This window comes from Schumannella luteola, assembly GCF_013408685.1.
Classification (GTDB): Bacteria; Actinomycetota; Actinomycetes; order Actinomycetales; family Microbacteriaceae; genus Schumannella; species Schumannella luteola.
In genome coordinates this window covers 3537071-3550241 of the sequence record NZ_JACBZY010000001.1, presented here as the reverse complement: position 1 = coordinate 3550241, position 13171 = coordinate 3537071, and the positions used below count along the sequence as shown (strand labels likewise).

Below are 13171 nucleotides of genomic sequence, written 5' to 3'. Positions count from 1 at the left end.
AAGAATCCGGGGCGCGGTGCCCCGGCGCAAGTCGAGACGCATCACGATTCGGGCGCGGAGCGACGAGATCCGTCGTGCGAGGGAGTCGGACGGGAGCCGCGGAACGGTGCGCGGAACGGGGCGCGGAGAGGGGCGCGGAGAGGTGCGCGGAGAGGGAATGAAGGGTCGCGCGCGACCGTTACGATGGACTACCGGTTCCGATGCCGCAGCCGGTTCTTCCCACCACGAGGCGATCGCCCCCGGTACGGGGCGGGAAAAACAGGCGAAGGACACCATGGAACAGCCCGATCCGTTCGGATTCATCGGTCTCACGTACGACGACGTCATGCTCCTGCCGGGCTACACCGACGTCATCCCGAGCGAGGCGTCGACGCGCTCGCGTCTGACCAAGCGGATCGACGTGGCGGTGCCGCTGCTCTCCGCCGCGATGGACACCGTGACCGAGGCCCGCATGGCGATCGCCATGGCGCGCCAGGGCGGCATCGGCATCCTGCACCGCAACATGTCGATCGCCGATCAGGCCGCCGCGGTCGACAAGGTCAAGCGCTCGGAGTCGGGCATGATCACCAACCCGGTCACGACCTCGCCCGAGGCGACCGTCGCCGACGTCGACGCGCTGTGCGGTCAGTACCGCGTCTCCGGCCTGCCGGTCGTGCAGAACGACGGCACCCTGGTCGGCATCATCACCAACCGCGACATGCGCTTCGTCGCCCCCTTCGAGCACCAGACCACGCTCGTGCGCGACGTCATGACGAAGGCCCCGCTCATCACCGCGCCGGTCGGCATCGACCCCGACGAGGCGATCGCGATCTTCGCCGAGCACAAGATCGAGAAGCTGCCGCTGGTGGATGAGGCGGGCAAGCTCAAGGGACTCATCACGGTCAAGGACTTCGACAAGAGCGAGAAGTACCCCGACGCCACGAAGGATGAGGCGGGCCGCCTGCGCGTCGGCGCCGCGATCGGCTTCTTCGGCGACGCCTGGCAGCGTGCCACCGCCCTGCTCGAGGCGGGCGTCGACGTGATCGTCGTCGACACCGCGAACGGCCACAGCGCCGGCGTGCTCGACATGGTGCGTCGCCTCAAGGCCGACCCGGCCTTCGCCGGCGTGGACGTCATCGGCGGCCAGGCCGCGACCCGCGAGGGCGCCCAGGCGCTCATCGACGCCGGCGTCGACGCCGTCAAGGTGGGCGTCGGTCCGGGCTCGATCTGCACCACCCGCGTCGTCGCCGGCGTCGGCGTGCCCCAGGTCACCGCCGTCTACGAGGCGTCGCTCGCGGCTCGCGAAGCCGGTGTCCCGGTCATCGCCGATGGCGGTCTGCAGTACTCGGGCGACATCGCGAAGGCGCTCGTCGCCGGCGCCGACACGGTCATGCTCGGCTCGCTGCTCGCCGGAACCGACGAGAGCCCCGGCGACCTCATGTACGTCGGCGGCAAGCAGTACAAGAACTACCGCGGCATGGGCTCGCTCGGCGCGATGCAGACCCGCGGCAAGAAGACCTCGTACTCGCGCGACCGCTACTTCCAGGCGGATGTGCCGAGCGACGAGCAGCTCATCCCCGAGGGCATCGAGGGCCGCGTCGCCTACAAGGGCGCGCTCGCCGCGACCGTCTACCAGCTCGTCGGGGGCCTGCGTCAGTCGATGTTCTACGTCGGCGCCCGCACGATCCCCGAGCTCAAGGCGCAGGGCAAGTTCGTGCGCATCACGCCCGCCGGGCTCAAGGAGTCGCACCCGCACGACATCCAGATGACCGTCGAGGCCCCGAACTACTCGCGCTGAGCCGCACACCGGTTCCTCGTCCCGACATCCAGATGACCGTCGAGGCGCCGAACTACTCGCGCTGACATACGGCACCACTCAGCAGGACGGCCTTCTCCCCTCGACAGGGGGAGGGGGCCGTCTTACTGTGTGACCCATGGGGCGCACGGGGTTTCTGGGACGAACGCTCGGCGTCACCGCGGTCGCCGCGGCGCTGCTGGCCACGACCGCGCTCAGCGCGCAGGCGGCACCGGGGCAGCGCGCCGGCAAGTACGCCACCATCACGACCGCTCCCGCTGCGGTCACCCTCGCTCCCGGCTTCCCCGACGCGACGTTCACGACGACCGCCCCGCCGCCGTCGACTCCCGTCAGCGCGACCATCGGGGCGAGCACTCCGCCGGGTCAGCTCTACGGCACCTCGTCGGGCAGCAGCTACCTCAGCTTCGGTCCGGTCTCGAACTCCGTGCCCTCGACCACGACCTTCGCTTTCGCCGCACCGACTCCGGTCTCGGGATGGTCGTTCATCCTCGGCGACGTGGATGCCGAATCGATCACGATCAGCGCGACCGGGCCCGGTGGGGCGCTGACCGGTGCGCAGCTCGGCTTCCAGGGCGGGTTCAACTACGCGAGCACGCCCGCCGCGATCACCTCGTTCGACCCGGCATCCGGCGTGCTGACCGGGGTGCTGTCGCCGACCGGACAGGACACGAACGGCGCCGCGGGCTGGTTCAGCCCCTCCGTGCCGATCACGAGCCTGTCGATCACGTCGACGCGCATCGACGGCTCGCCGCTCGCGCAGCTCTGGTTCGTCGGGCACACGGCGAGCCTGGCGGGCAACGTGACCGACGCGACGGGAGCGCCGGTGCCGGGGGCGACCGTCGTGGTCTCCGACTCCGCGGGTGCTCCGCTCCCGGGCGCCCCGACGGCGACGACCGACGCGAACGGCGCCTTCGAGATCCTCGAGCTGTTCCCGCAGCCGGTCACCCTCGTCGCGACCGGACCCGGACGCCAGGACGGCCCTGCGCTCACCGTGACCCCGACCCCGAACGGCGACGGGCAGCCGGTTTTCTCAACCGCGGCGGCCGTCCGGGCGGGCGACCCCGTCGTCGTCACGCCTCCGACCGCGCCGCCGACCGGCTCGGCGCCCGCCGCCACCGCGCCCGAGCTCGCCGCGACCGGCGTGACGGCGCCCCCGTGGCTGATCATCGGCGCCGGTGCCGCCGTGCTGATCGGAGCGGCGCTCGCCGTGACCGCGGGGGTGCTGCGTCGCCACCGCCGCTAGGCTTGCCCGGTGACTGACATCGAGATCGGCCGGTCAAAGCGAGCCCGACGCGCGTACGCCTTCGACGACATCGCCGTCGTTCCCAGCCGGCGCACCCGCGACCCGCAGGACGTCAGCGTGAGCTGGACGATCGACGCCTTCACCTTCGAGATCCCGGTGCTGGCCGCGCCGATGGACTCGGTGGTCAGCCCCGACACGGCGATCGCGATCGGACGCCACGGCGGTCTCGGCGTGCTCGACCTCGAGGGCGTCTGGACCCGCTACGAAGACCCGACCGCGGTGCTCGCCGAGATCGCGACGCTGCCGGCCGAGTCGGCGACGCAGCGCATGCAGCAGATCTACGCCGAGCCGATCAAGCCCGAGCTGATCAAGGCCCGCCTCGCCGAGATCCGCGCCGCAGGCGTGCCGGTCGCCGGCGCCCTCAGCCCGCAGCGCACGCAGGAGCACTACCAGGCGGTCGTGGATGCGGGCGTCGACCTCTTCGTCATCCGCGGCACCACGGTCAGCGCCGAGCACGTCTCCAAGACGGTCGAGCCGCTCAACCTGAAGAAGTTCATCTACGAGCTGGATGTGCCGGTCATCGTCGGCGGCGCGGCCACCTACACGGCGGCGCTGCACCTCATGCGCACCGGCGCGGCCGGCGTGCTCGTCGGCTTCGGCGGGGGAGCGGCGTCGACGACCCGCTCGGCCCTCGGCATCCACGCGCCCATGGCCACCGCGGTGGCGGATGTCGCCGGCGCGCGCCGCGACTACCTCGACGAGTCGGGCGGTCGCTACGTGCACGTGATCGCCGACGGCGGCCTCGGCACCTCGGGCGACATCGTCAAGGCGATCTCGGTCGGCGCCGACGCCGTCATGCTCGGCTCGACCCTGGCCCGCGCCGAGGAGGCGCCCGGCGCCGGCTTCCACTGGGGCGCCGAGGCGCACCACGGCGAACTGCCGCGCGGCAACCGGGTCGAGGTCGGCACGCTGGCGCCGCTCGAGCAGCTGCTGTTCGGGCCGTCGACGGCGGCCGACGGCCGCACGAACCTGATCGGCGCGCTGCGCCGCTCGATGGCGACGACGGGCTACTCCGACCTCAAGGAGTTCCAGCGCGTCGAGGTCGTCGTCGCGCCCTACGCCCAGGGCTGAGTCGCGCGCTGACCCGACACCCGGGCCATTCCGGGAAAACGTGCAGTCGGCACCCCTCGGCCTCGCGCGACGCTCCGGCGTAGCGTTGAGGTGGTTTCGATGAGGAGGCGCCGATGGCCCGCAAGTCCGTGACCCGATCCACCAAGCTCGGTCCCGAGGAGCGCGCCGCGGCGATCGCCTCGATGCGCGATCGCGAGCTCGACATCCTCGTCGTCGGCGGCGGCATCGTCGGCACGGGCTCCGCGCTCGACGCCGTCACCCGCGGCCTGCGCACGGGCCTGCTCGAGGCTCGCGACTTCGCCTCGGGCACCTCGAGCCGCTCGTCGAAGCTCGTGCACGGCGGCATCCGCTACCTCGAGCAGCTCGACTTCGGGCTCGTGCGCGAGGCGCTCATCGAACGCGGCCTGCTGCTGCAGCGCATCGCCCCGCATCTGGTGAAGCCCGTGCGCTTCCTCTACCCGCTCACCAAGCCGGTGTTCGAGCGCTTCTACATCGGCGCGGGCATGCTGCTCTACGACGCCTTCTCGTGGAGCGGCGGCCGCCCGCCCGGCGTGCCGCACCACCGCCACCTGTCGAAGCGCCAGCTCGCCAAGGCGATGCCCGGCCTCGACAAGGACGCCTTCATCGGCGGGCTCACCTACTACGACGCGCAGGTCGACGACGCGCGCTACGTCGCGAACCTGGCGCGCACGGCCTCCTTCTACGGCGCGCATGTCGCACCCCGCGTGCGGGTCGAGGGCTTCCTCAAGGTCGGCGAGCGCGTCGTCGGCGTGCAGGCGCTGGATGTGGAGTCGGGGGAGCGCTTCGAGATCCACGCCAAGCAGGTCGTCAACGCGACCGGCGTCTGGACCGACGACACTCAGGCGATGGTCGGCGCCCGCGGCGGCTTCAAGGTGCGCGCGTCGAAGGGCGTGCACCTGGTCGTGCCGCGCGACCGCTTCCAGTCGAAGATCGGCATGATCCTGCGCACCGAGAAGAGCGTGCTCTTCGTCATCCCGTGGGGTCGGCACTGGCTGATCGGCACGACCGACACCGACTGGAACCTCGACAAGGCGCACCCGGCCGCGACCGCCGCCGACATCGACTACCTGCTCGAGCACGTCAACCAGGTGCTCGCCGTGAAGCTGACGCGCGAGGATGTCGAGGGCGTCTACGCGGGACTCCGCCCGCTGCTCGCGGGCGAGAGCGAGCAGACCTCGAAGCTCAGCCGCGAGCATCTCGTCGCGCACTCGGTGCCCGGTCTCGTCGTGATCGCCGGCGGCAAATGGACGACCTACCGCGTCATGGCGAAGGACGCGATCGACGAGGCCGTCGCCGCGCTCGACGGCAGGTGGTCGGAGAGCGTGACGCAGGACATCGGCCTGCTCGGCGCCGAGGGCTACCAGGCCGCCTGGAACAAGCGCGCCCGCATCGCCCGCGCCTTCGACGTGCACCGCGTGCGGGTCGAGCACCTGCTCAACCGCTACGGCGTGCTGACCGACGAGGTGCTCGAGCTGATCAAGGAGCGCCCCGAGCTGGCCGAGGCGGTGCCGGGCGCCGACGACTACATCCAGGCCGAGCTCGTCTACGCCGCCAGCCACGAGGGCGCGCTGCACCTCGAGGACGTGCTCGCGCGTCGCACCCGCATCTCGATCGAGGCCTGGGATCGCGGCGTGAGCGCCGCCCCCGTCGCCGCCGCGCTGATGGGCGAGGTGCTCGGCTGGGATGCGGACCGCATCCAGGAGGAGATCGAGAACTACCTGCGCCGCGTCGCCGCCGAGCGGGCGAGCCAGCTCGAGCCCGACGACGCCGCGGCCGACCGGGTGCGCCTCGAGGCGCCCGACATCTCGACGATCCTCGCCGAGCTGCCGAGCGCGGCGGATGCGCCGGTCGCGACCGCGCCGAAGCCCGGCAGCGCGAAGTCGGCCGCCTCGCGCACGACCCGCGCACCGCGCACGGGACGTACGCCGCAGGCGAAGCGTCCGGCCGCGGGGGAGGGGCCTCGGTAGACTGGCCGCATTCCCCACAGCTTGAAGGAGCTCATCCATGGTCGATGTCCGACGGGTCAAGCTCCCGGGGGTCGGCGTGCTCCACACCTTCGTCACGGATGACGGCGGCAAGGTCGGCGTGATCACGCACCGCTCCGGGCACAGCGACCTCATCACGTTCTCCGACGCCGGCGACGGCGCCGACGCCGCCAAGGTGTCTCTGCGTCTCGACGAAGACGAGGCGCACACGCTCGCCGAGCTGCTCGGCGGCACCCGCATCACCGAGTCGCTCTCGGCGCTCGAGACCCTGCCCGGGCTCTCGATCGACTGGTTCACGGTCGACTACGACCACCACATCGCCGGGCAGCAGCTCGGCAGCCTCGCCACGCGCGGGCTCGTCGGCCTCACGGTCGTCGCGGTCGTGCGCGGCGAGTCGGCGAACCCGGCCCCGGCCGACGACTTCAAGGTCTTCCCCGGCGACACCCTCGTCGTCGCGGGCAGCCCCGAGAAGGTCGCGAAGGCCTTCAACTTCTATCGCACGGGGGAGCTGACGCCCAAGGTCGCCGCCGACGCCGGAGCGTAGACCGTGCACTCCGTCGGCGGAGAGCTGCTGGTCCTCGGCATCCTCTTCGTCCTCGCCTGGGGTCTCGGGCGGCTCGGCAAGCTGATCGGCCTGCCGGCCATCCCGATCTACATGGTCGTCGGCGTGCTCGCGAGCCCGAACACCCACTTCTTCCCGCTCGCCTTCGAGGCGGCCGACGTCGAGCTGGTCGCGACCTTCGGCCTGATCTTCCTGCTGTTCAACCTCGGTCTCGAGTTCGATCAAGACGAGTTCTTCGGCAACGCGGGCAAGCTCGCGCTCTCGGGCGGGGTGCGCATCCTCGCCAACATGGGCGCCGGCTTCGCCTTCGGCATGTGGGTCGGATGGGGTACGCGCGAGGCGCTCATCATCGCCGGCATGACGGCGGTGTCGTCGAGCGCGATCGTGACGAAGCTGCTGATCGAGCTGCGTCGACTGGCCAACCGCGAGACCCCGATGATCCTGGGCATCGCGGTGCTCGAGGACATCTTCGTCGCCGCCTACCTCGCGATCGTCGGGGTCGTCGTCGGCGGCGAGACCGACCTCGGCGCGATTGTGCTGAAGCTGGCGATCTCGTTCGGCTTCCTCGTGGTGATGTTCACGGTGGCGCGCTGGGGCGGCCGGATCGTCTCGCGCATCGTGCAGACCCGCGACGACGAGCTGTTCACGATCCTGTTCTTCGGCCTCGCGGTCGCCTTCGGCGGCATCGGCGAGCTGCTCGGCGTCTCGGACGCCATCGGCGCCTTCCTGATCGGCCTCGTGCTCGGAGCGACCCGGTTCCGGGCGCGCATCGAGCAGTTCGCGCTGCCGATGCGCGACGTCTTCGCGGCCTTCTTCTTCCTCAACTTCGGTCTCGCGCTCGATGTGCGCCAGTTCGGCGGCGTGCTCGTGCCGGTGCTCGTCGCGGTCGTGATGACCCTGATCATCAACACGGCGAGCGGGCAGCTGATCGCGCGCTTCAACAAGCTGACACCCGCCGAGGGGCTCAACGCGAGCGCCATGCTGCAGAACCGTGGCGAGTTCGCGCTCATCCTCGCGACCCTGGCGGCCGGGGCCGGGCTGGATGAGCGGCTGCAGCCCTTCGCGGGTCTCTACGTGCTGATCATGGCCGTGGTCGGTCCGATCCTGTCGGTCAACAGCGAGAAGATCGGCGCCGCGATCTTCCGGGTGCGCCCGAAGGTCGCGAAGCGAGCGGATGCGGGGCGCGACCTCGAGCTCGCGATCGCCGAGGCCGCGATGGAGGGGCAGGAACCCGAGACCGACGCCATCGACGACGAGCCCACGATCGACGGGCAGTACCTCGACGACGAGACGCCGCTGCAGGCGCCGCGCTCGGCGACGGTCGAGCAGGCGGAGAGCGCGGGCGGCCGCGCGGATGCGGCGACGCGCCAGGGCGGCGACGGCGACGCGGCGGAGGCGACCGCGGAGGCCGAGGCCCGTCGCACCTCCGACGACCCCGCCGCCGCACGGGCACGCGAGCGCGAGAACGCGCTGCGGCTCGCCGAGCAGGCGATGCAGCAGAGCGACGGCGACGCCCCCGCCCGCCGCCGCGAGAGGGACCCGGAGTACTGATGGCGACGAGCGACGAGCGCCCCGCCTTCGACGGCCGGCGCTGGTGGAGGATCGCGCGCACCCCGCGCTGGATCGGCGCGCTGCTGCTGGTCATGGCGATCGCCGCGACCTTCGCCGCGCTCGCCCAGTGGCAGCTCGGCCGCGCCGTGCTCACGGCCACGACCGAGAAGCTCGACACCGAGAAGACGCTGCCGCTCTCGCAGATCGACCGCCCGCAGACGGCGGTGACCGGAGACGAAGCGGGCCGCCGCGTGAGCGTCAGCGGCGCGCTCGTGCCCGGCGACACGGTCGTGCTCAGCGACCGCGTGCGTGTCGGCACCGCGGGCGAGGTGGATGGGCAGACCGGCTTCTGGGTCGTCGGCCACCTCGTCGACGACTCCGGCGACTCCCTCGCCGTCGCGCTCGGCTGGACCGCCACCCGTGCCGCCGCCGAGAAGGCCGCCGCCGACGTCGATGCCGCGCCGCGCAGCATCCACGGCCGGTACCTGCCGGGTGAGGCGCCGACCGAGGACGAGTTCGAGGAGGGGCAGCGCTCAGCTCTCGCGCCCTCGGCGCTCATCAACGAGTGGGCCGAGGTCGGTCCGGTCTACGGCGGCTACGTCGTCGACGACGATCCCCTCGCGGGCACCCGCGAGATCGTCGCTCCGCCGCCCCAGCAGGATGCGGCGCTCAACGTGCTGAACATCTTCTACGCGATCGAGTGGGTCATCTTCGCCGGCTTCGCGTTCTACCTCTGGTACCGCCTCGTGCGCGACGCGATGGAGCGCGAGATCCTCGCCGAGCAGGAGGCCGCGGAGGCGTTGGGAGAGGCTCCGTCGGCGTCGTCGTCGGCTGCCGCGTCGGGCGCCGACCGGGCGGCGAGCGAGCCCTCGAGCCGCCCGTAGAATGGACCCCATGCCTCTCGGCCCCCGCCCCTCCGACATCCCGCGGCTGCGTCTGGCGGTCAAGATCTACAAGGTGTCGTCGGTCATCACCGGCACCATGCTGCTGCTGCTCGGCGTCGTGACCGCGATCCGCTGGGGATGGGGCTACGACGTCTACGCGGGCGGCCCGCGCGGCTTCTTCCTCGCCGCCCCGCACAGCCCCGGCGGCACCGATCTGACCACGATCATCCTCATCGCGCACGGCTGGTTCTACGTGCTCTACGTGGGCCTCGATTTCGTGCTCTGGCGCTTCTCGCGCTTCAGCTTCGGGCGCTTCCTGTTCATCGCGGCCGGCGGCGTCATCCCGCTGCTGTCGTTCTTCCTCGAGCGCCGCGTCCCGCGCCAGATCGAGGCCATCATCCAGAAGGCCGAAGCCGAGCACCGCGCTCGCGCCGGCGCCTCCGACAGCACCGGCTCAGCCGACAACCCCGGCTCATCCAACAGCACAGGATCGTCCGATAACACCGTGGAGACCAACGCGTGACCGACCCCACCCCCGCGGCGCCGACCGAGCAGCGCCCCGTCCTCGTCGTCGACTTCGGCGCTCAGTACGCCCAGCTGATCGCCCGCCGCGTGCGCGAGGCCGGCGTCTACAGCGAGATCGTGCCGCACACCGCGACCGCCGCCGAGATCGCGGCGAAGAGCCCGGTCGGCATCATCCTCTCCGGCGGTCCGTCGTCGGTCTACGAGGAGGGCGCGCCCGCACTCGACGCCGGCGTCTTCGACCTCGGCGTGCCGACGCTGGGCATCTGCTACGGCTTCCAGGTCATGGCGCAGACGCTCGGCGGCGAGGTCGCCAACACCGGTCTGCGCGAATACGGCGCGACCGACGCGACCCTCGTGACCGCGGGCACGCTGCTCGACGGCCAGCCGGCCGAGCAGAACGTGTGGATGAGCCACGGCGACCAGGTCTCGCGCGCCCCCGAGGGCTTCGAGGTGCTCGCCCGCACCGAGCACACCCCCGTCGCCGCCTTCGCCGACGACGCCCGCCGCTTCTACGGCGTGCAGTGGCACCCCGAGGTCAAGCACTCCGACCACGGCCAGCGCGTCATCGAGAACTTCCTGCACAAGGCCGCCGGGCTGCCCGCCGACTGGAACAGCGGCAACGTCATCGCCGAGCAGGTCGAGCGCATCCGCGCCCAGGTCGGCACCGGCCGCGTGCTCTCCGCGCTCTCCGGCGGCGTCGACTCGGCCGTCTCGACCGCGCTCGTGCACGAGGCCGTCGGCGACCAGCTCGTCGCCGTCTTCGTCGATCACGGCCTGCTGCGCCAGGGCGAGCGCGAGCAGGTCGAGAACGACTACGTCGCCTCGACCGGCGTGCGCCTGGTCACGGTGGATGCGCGCCAGCAGTTCCTCGACGCCCTCGCCGGCGTGAGCGACCCCGAGCAGAAGCGCAAGATCATCGGCCGAGAGTTCATCCGCTCCTTCGAGAAGGTGCAGGCCGAGCTGGTCGCCGAGGCCGCCGCCGACGGCGAGCCGATCCGCTTCCTCGTGCAGGGCACGCTCTACCCGGATGTGGTGGAGTCGGGCGGCGGCGCCGGCACCGCGAACATCAAGAGCCACCACAACGTGGGCGGGCTGCCGGAAGACCTGCAGTTCGAGCTCGTCGAGCCGCTGCGCACCCTCTTCAAGGACGAGGTGCGCGCGATCGGCCGCGAGCTGGGTCTGCCCGAAGAGATCGTCGGGCGACAGCCGTTCCCCGGGCCCGGCCTCGGCATCCGCATCGTCGGCGAGGTCACGGCGGACCGTCTCGAGATCCTGCGCGAAGCCGATGCGATCGCCCGCGCCGAGCTCACGAAGGCCGGTCTCGACAACGAGATCTGGCAGTGCCCGGTCGTGCTGCTCGCGGACGTGCGCTCGGTGGGCGTGCAGGGCGACGGCCGCACCTACGGCCACCCGATCGTGCTGCGTCCCGTCTCGAGCGAGGACGCGATGACGGCCGACTGGACGCGTCTGCCCTACGACGTGCTGGCCCGCATCTCGAACCGCATCACGAACGAGGTGCGCGAGGTCAACCGCGTCGTGCTCGACGTCACGTCGAAGCCGCCGGGAACGATCGAGTGGGAGTGAGTCTCCTGCTCGCCTGAGTACACGAGAAGGGCCCCGCCGCGAGTGATCGCGACGGGGCCCTTCTTGTTGCTGCAGAAGGTCAGTTGCGCGGCATGAAGTAGCTCACGAGACGCAGGATCTCGAGGTACAGCCAGACGACCGTGACGATGATGCCGAAGGCGCCGGCCCAGGCGTAGACACGCGGGGCGCCGTTGCGCACGCCCTGCTGGATGCTGTCGAAGTCGAGCACCAGCGAGTACGCGGCCATGATCACGACGAGGATGCCGAGCGGGATGCCCAGCGGGATGCCGGCGATCTCGACGCCGCGCAGGCCGCCGTAGGTGCTGGTCACTCCGGTCCACATCAGCACGACGTTGACGAGCGAGAACGCCATGTAGCCGATCATCGCGACGAGGAAGATCTTGGTCGCGCGGGCCGAAGCGCGGATCTTGCCGCTCGCGAAGAGGGCCAGCGTCACGCCGACGACCGCGAGCGTGCCGAAGACGGCGACCGGGATGATCCCGTCGAACCAGCCGGCGTAGGCGTACGAGACGGCGCCGACCACGATGCCCTGCACCGCCGAGTAGGCGAGCACGAGCGCCGCCGACGGGCGCTTCTTGAAGATGTTGACGAGCGCGAGCACGAGTCCGGCGATCGCGGCAGGGAGCAGCAGGATCGGGAAGAACCAGCCGACGACCGCGCCGATCAGCAGCACGCCGAAGGAGATGACGGTCTTGACCGCCGTGTCCTCGTAGGTCATCCGGTCGGTGTCGATCGGGGTCGCCGAGGGCAGGTCGTAGTGGTGTGCCAGCTGCTCGGGAGTGGGGATCGGCGGGACCGCCGTGCCGCGCTCCGAGAACGCGGGGGATCGGAACGCCGGGTTGCCGTTGGCCATGTCGCCTCCATGCTCATGGTCAGGGTGGGCCCGCTGGATGCGGGACACGCCCGGGATTGCCGGGTCAGCCCAGTCTAAAGATCACCTGTAGCCCGGCGGCTGGGCATCCCCTGCATGCCGTTCCGCCGTGAGCGATCGACGGCGGCGTGGATGAGCCGGGCCAGGAACGCGCAGCCGATGAGCACGGCGCCCATGACAGCGGAGGCCGGCAGCATCCACGGGTAGGCGCCCGGCAGCGCTCGGTCGAAGCCGTCGACCGCCAGCGCGACGCCGATGGCGGCGGCGATCACGACCGGCACGGTGAGCCAGGCGAGGGCCGGCCGGTGCCGCACGAGCAGCCAGGCGACGAAAGGGAGCACGAGCACGGCGAGGTACTTCGGCCCGGGCAGCGCCATCCAGCACCCCAGGGTGGAGGGCAGCGCGGCGACCACGCGCCGCCAGCCGTCGCTCGGGATGACGCCCCAGCCGACGATGTGCGCGGTCGACCCGGCGAGCAGCAGCAGCAGCTGGAAGGTGTTCGATCCGGCGATCGCGATGCCGCCGGCGACGATGAGCGCGAGTCCGCCGATCAGCCGCGGCGTGTACGAGCCCCAGCGCAGCGGCAGGGCGCGAGCGGGTTCGACGAAGCGCCGTGCGCCTCCGGCCGGACCGCTGCCGCGCTCAGACCGGGACACGCAGCTGGATCCAGGCGATGACCACGAGCGCGATCAGCACGACCGAGGCGTAGCCGAGCACGGTGCCGATGAGCGCGACGAGCCGACCCCGGTCGTCGCTGGTCTTCAGCTGGTGCAGCGCGACATGCCCGAAGGCGATCGCGAGCGGCGAGAGCAGGATGCCGAGCACGAGCGCGAAGACCGCGGCCGGATTGAGGTGGCGCTCGGCGCGCGGGGTCGGCTCGGGCGCCGCCTCCTCGGGGATGACGCGGGCGCCGCACCAGACGCAGAACTTCCACGCCGGGTCGAGGTCGCGACCGCAGTGCGTGCAGGCGCTCGCCGTATCCCTGCTGTTCATCGTGA

The 13171-nt window shown here is 71.4% G+C and carries 12 protein-coding genes; 9 read left to right on the top strand and 3 right to left on the bottom strand.

Features of this window, described 5'->3' with window-relative positions; all coding sequences use genetic code 11:
* Positions 1 to 274: 274 nt before the first annotated feature.
* The 9 genes from guaB (at position 275) to guaA (ending at position 11281) form a co-directional block, all read left to right on the top strand.
* Positions 275 to 1777 (top strand): IMP dehydrogenase, encoded by a 1503-nt coding sequence (guaB, locus tag BJ979_RS16275; protein WP_179569534.1) that lies wholly within the window; start codon positions 275 to 277, stop codon positions 1775 to 1777.
* Positions 1778 to 1913: 136 nt separating this feature from the next.
* On the top strand, positions 1914 to 3038 hold the full coding sequence (locus tag BJ979_RS16270; protein WP_179569532.1) for a carboxypeptidase-like regulatory domain-containing protein: 1125 nt from the start codon (positions 1914 to 1916) through the stop codon (positions 3036 to 3038).
* Positions 3039 to 3047: 9 nt separating this feature from the next.
* Complete coding sequence (locus BJ979_RS16265; protein ID WP_179569530.1) at positions 3048 to 4169, top strand: GuaB3 family IMP dehydrogenase-related protein; 1122 nt, start codon at positions 3048 to 3050, stop codon at positions 4167 to 4169.
* A 113-nt stretch (positions 4170 to 4282) separates the two neighbouring features.
* Positions 4283 to 6157, top strand: coding sequence for a glycerol-3-phosphate dehydrogenase/oxidase (locus BJ979_RS16260; protein ID WP_179569528.1), 1875 nt, complete (start codon positions 4283 to 4285; stop codon positions 6155 to 6157).
* Positions 6158 to 6194: 37 nt separating this feature from the next.
* Positions 6195 to 6719: a cation:proton antiporter regulatory subunit gene (locus BJ979_RS16255; RefSeq protein WP_141164342.1), complete on the top strand. Its 525-nt coding sequence runs from the start codon at positions 6195 to 6197 to the stop codon at positions 6717 to 6719.
* Between the two features lie 3 nt (positions 6720 to 6722).
* Positions 6723 to 8288, top strand: coding sequence for a cation:proton antiporter (locus BJ979_RS16250; protein ID WP_179569526.1), 1566 nt, complete (start codon positions 6723 to 6725; stop codon positions 8286 to 8288).
* The gene (locus tag BJ979_RS16245) at positions 8288 to 9172 is read left to right on the top strand and encodes an SURF1 family protein (protein ID WP_179569524.1); all 885 of its coding nucleotides are present in this window, start codon (positions 8288 to 8290) and stop codon (positions 9170 to 9172) included. The genes BJ979_RS16250 and BJ979_RS16245 overlap by 1 nt, the downstream gene beginning before the upstream one ends.
* Positions 9173 to 9182: 10 nt before the next feature.
* On the top strand, positions 9183 to 9695 hold the full coding sequence (locus BJ979_RS16240) for a DUF3817 domain-containing protein (protein WP_179569522.1): 513 nt from the start codon (positions 9183 to 9185) through the stop codon (positions 9693 to 9695).
* Complete coding sequence (gene guaA, locus BJ979_RS16235; protein WP_179569520.1) at positions 9692 to 11281, top strand: glutamine-hydrolyzing GMP synthase; 1590 nt, start codon at positions 9692 to 9694, stop codon at positions 11279 to 11281. Before BJ979_RS16240 ends, guaA begins: the two co-directional genes overlap by 4 nt.
* 79 nt (positions 11282 to 11360) lie before the next feature.
* On the opposite strand, the gene BJ979_RS16230 is transcribed toward guaA, so the two are convergent.
* The 3 genes from BJ979_RS16230 to BJ979_RS17790 all read right to left on the bottom strand — a co-directional run bounded on the left by BJ979_RS16230 (position 11361) and on the right by BJ979_RS17790 (position 13166).
* The gene (locus BJ979_RS16230; RefSeq protein ID WP_179569518.1) at positions 11361 to 12155 is read right to left on the bottom strand and encodes a Bax inhibitor-1/YccA family protein; all 795 of its coding nucleotides are present in this window, start codon (positions 12153 to 12155) and stop codon (positions 11361 to 11363) included.
* A 74-nt stretch (positions 12156 to 12229) separates the two neighbouring features.
* Entirely contained in the window at positions 12230 to 12829 is a 600-nt protein-coding gene (locus tag BJ979_RS16225) for a hypothetical protein (RefSeq protein ID WP_179569516.1), read from the bottom strand.
* A complete protein-coding gene (locus BJ979_RS17790) occupies positions 12816 to 13166 on the bottom strand; it encodes a DUF4190 domain-containing protein (RefSeq protein WP_179569514.1) in 351 nt (116 codons plus the stop codon). Before BJ979_RS17790 ends, BJ979_RS16225 begins: the two co-directional genes overlap by 14 nt.
* Between the last annotated feature and the right edge of the window lie 5 nt (positions 13167 to 13171).